The organism is Rhodohalobacter halophilus (genome assembly GCF_001715195.1).
GTDB classification, from domain to species: Bacteria; Bacteroidota; Rhodothermia; order Balneolales; family Balneolaceae; genus Rhodohalobacter; species Rhodohalobacter halophilus.
Window position 1 is genome coordinate 1 of the sequence record NZ_MDWE01000080.1, and the last position, 2,841, is coordinate 2,841.

Consider the following 2,841-nt stretch of genomic DNA (forward strand, 5'->3'; position numbering starts at 1 on the left):
TTTTACAGTGAGTAATCAGTAATCAGTGATCAGTTTGTTATAACACGGAAAAAAAGGTCAATAAAATTCGTTTGACGGGCTGGAGCCGTCGGACGAGGGTTTTGTACGACTCACCGCATAGAAATACCATGTTTTGTTGGAGGCCGGACCCGACGGGTTTTGGAAACCTGTCGGGTCTCTTGCCTATCCATGACTCGCCTGATGTGCTCCAGCCGTCAGACGAGAGCCCTTTCCCTTCCTTACACATGGTTTAAACTGTTTGAATGGACAATGCTTTTTCTAAAATAAATTTATCTGTAGAGCGATTATTTCTGATATTTAAATAATTCATTTACATTTTTGTAATGACGCAACAAGAATGGATATTATCATCACATGCTGCAGATCGGATTAGATCCAGGAAAATTACGGTTGATCAGGTTCGATTAGTCATAGAGAACCCGGACAGGATCTTATCCGAAGATTCGTGTAAACATATTTATCAGAAAAAGATCATGGCGGATCAATCGTTATTTTTATACAGAGTTTTCATGAATGTTTGCAAAAAGCCAAAATTGGTTATCACAGCATACCGAACGTCAAAAATTGAGAAGTATGAACATTAAATTCGACAAAGAAACTGATATCATCTATTTGAAATTCTCAGACAAGGAGGTTTTTCAGAGTGATGAGGATAAACCGGGTGTAATCATTGATTACGACATTGAGGGGAATATTGTAGGCATTGAGATACTGGACGCGTCCAAGAAAACCGTTAATCCATCCAGTATTGTTTACGAAGTTGCGTAGAACTCTTTAGATTTTGGCAGTAAAATTCGTCGGGCGGGCCGGAGCCGCCTGACGAGGGATTGGTGAGATCTCTCCGCTCTCCGCCAGATCGGTCGAGATGACAACGTTCGGTATCATGAAGGCGATGTATTGTATTATGGTGCCGCATGTTTAATTATGGGTATCCTGCCCTGGTGGGGCAGAATGTGGGTAGCCCCGCGGTGTAGCTAAGCGGAACCCGGGGTTAGAGTGCAGACCACATATTCCCCGCCGAATAGAGGGGGTGGTATGGAGTGCTTTAAATGATTGAGGCGGTTTTTACAGTGAGCAGTGGCAACAGTAATCAGTAATCAGTGATCAGTGATCAGTTTGTTATAACACGGAAAAAAAGGTCAATAAAATTCGTCTGACGGACTCGAGCCGTCTGACGAGAGCTTTGTACAGCTCACCGCATAGAAATACCCTGTTTTGTTGGAGCCCCAGACCCGACAGGTTTCCAAAACCTGTCGGGTCTCTGTATCATCCGTCTGACGAGGAGAACTCACCTGTGATCATTTTCTGTTCTGAATTTTGAGCAAAAAACCCTACCTTTTGCGCTTATCAAAGTGTGTGTTTTAACTGTAAGGTAAAGAGAAGAATATTTCGATAATGAGCGATCCAAACCGACCGGAAAACGAGGGGAATGAGCCTTCAACTCCCAATGAGAAGAAGAATGAGATCCGCTATGTGCCGGTAGAGTATATCCAGGGGCCGGGCTACGGTTTTCCGGAGGATGAGGATGAGATCGACCTGATGGAGCTGGCCAAGAAGATCTGGGCAGGCCGCTGGACGATTGTAAAAATCACAGGGGTATTTATTGTACTGGGTGTGTTCTGGGCTCTCTTCAGTGCCGAAGAGTTTGAGAGTGATGCCGTTTTGATGCCTGAAGTTCAGGCCGAACAGGGAGCAGGGGGTGCCTCTCAGCTGTTACAGCGGTTTGGAGGAGCGTCTGGAATTTCGGCGGGGGGCTCGATGCCGGCAGGAACCATCCCGCCGATGGTCTATCCGCAGATTGTCAACTCGCTCTCTTTTCAGCTTGAGCTGATGAGTACTGAGATTGAATTCCGGGAGTATGGTGTGACCACCACGTGGCCCGATTTTCTGGAGAACCACTACTCAAAACCGATTACGGCTTACATTAAGAAGTACACAGTTGGTTTGCCCTTTACAGTTCTTGGAGGAATTCGTGAGCTGTTCACCACAGAAGAGGAGGGAGAGCAGCTTGTTCGGGAAGATGTACTGGAGCAGGAGTTTATCTCACTGAGCCGGGAGGAGTTTGAACTGGTGAAACAGATGAGGGAGCGGATATCTGTGTCCCAGGATCAGGAGACCGGCCTGCTCACCACAAAAGTAAAACTGCAGGATGCCCGGGCTGCGGCGGAGATGAATCGTCACCTGATTGATCTTTTAAAGAGATATGTAACCGATTACCGTGTGGAGAAGGCGCGGCAGAATCTGGAGTTTTCGGAGAATCAAAAGCAGGAGGCTGAGGAGCGATTTCGGGAGGCACAGCAGGCACTGGCCGAATTTCAGGACCGCAATGTGGCACTCTCCTCAGCGCGTGCCCAGACGGAGCTGGAGCGCTTGCAGGATGAGAAGAACCTGGCGCTGAATGTCTATCAGTCGCTGGCACAACGCGTAGAGGAGGCACGGCTCAACCTTCAGGAGCAGACTCCGATCTTCAGCGAAGTGCAGCCGGCCAATGTGCCCACCGAACGGAGTGAGCCCAAACGTGGATTGATGGTCATTGTCTTTACCCTGTTGGGTGGAATACTATCGGTTGGATGGGTATTGATTGCGCCGCTGATCGGGACGTTTAGGGAGAATTTGATGGAGGGTTAAACTCACCCTCTCTCTCTATTCTCTGCGTTCAAATAGAGGGGGAGAGATTTCTCAGCTCACCGCCAGACGGCGGATTGTTCGAAATGACAGGGTATGGTATTGCATAGATCTCATTTCAAACGGTATTCCCTGTCTCTTTTGTCTTGATCCGCCGGGGGGCGGACAGGCTACAAAAGAGACGTAAAAAATCAA

3 protein-coding genes are annotated in these 2,841 nt (G+C 47.8%); all 3 read left to right on the forward strand.

The features are described 5' to 3' along the window. The first annotated feature begins 344 nt into the window (after positions 1 to 344). The 3 genes from BG260_RS14635 to BG260_RS13765 all read left to right on the forward strand — a co-directional run bounded on the left by BG260_RS14635 (position 345) and on the right by BG260_RS13765 (position 2,649). Positions 345 to 605 (forward strand): DUF4258 domain-containing protein, encoded by a 261-nt coding sequence (locus BG260_RS14635; protein WP_069133532.1) that lies wholly within the window; start codon positions 345 to 347, stop codon positions 603 to 605. After that, the gene (locus tag BG260_RS13760; protein ID WP_069133533.1) at positions 595 to 789 is read left to right on the forward strand and encodes a DUF2283 domain-containing protein; all 195 of its coding nucleotides are present in this window, start codon (positions 595 to 597) and stop codon (positions 787 to 789) included. The genes BG260_RS14635 and BG260_RS13760 overlap by 11 nt, the downstream gene beginning before the upstream one ends. A gap of 627 nt (positions 790 to 1,416) precedes the next feature. Continuing rightward, entirely contained in the window at positions 1,417 to 2,649 is a 1,233-nt protein-coding gene (locus tag BG260_RS13765; protein ID WP_069133534.1) for a Wzz/FepE/Etk N-terminal domain-containing protein, read from the forward strand. Positions 2,650 to 2,841 lie beyond the last annotated feature (192 nt).

Excerpts from the sequence above, each read along its gene's own strand:
- BG260_RS14635 (WP_069133532.1), top strand. The coding sequence starts at position 345 with ATGACGCAACAAGAATGGATATTATCATCACATGCTGCAGATCGGATT.
- BG260_RS13760 (WP_069133533.1), top strand. The coding sequence starts at position 595 with ATGAACATTAAATTCGACAAAGAAACTGATATCATCTATTTGAAATTC.
- BG260_RS13765 (WP_069133534.1), top strand. The coding sequence starts at position 1,417 with ATGAGCGATCCAAACCGACCGGAAAACGAGGGGAATGAGCCTTCAACT.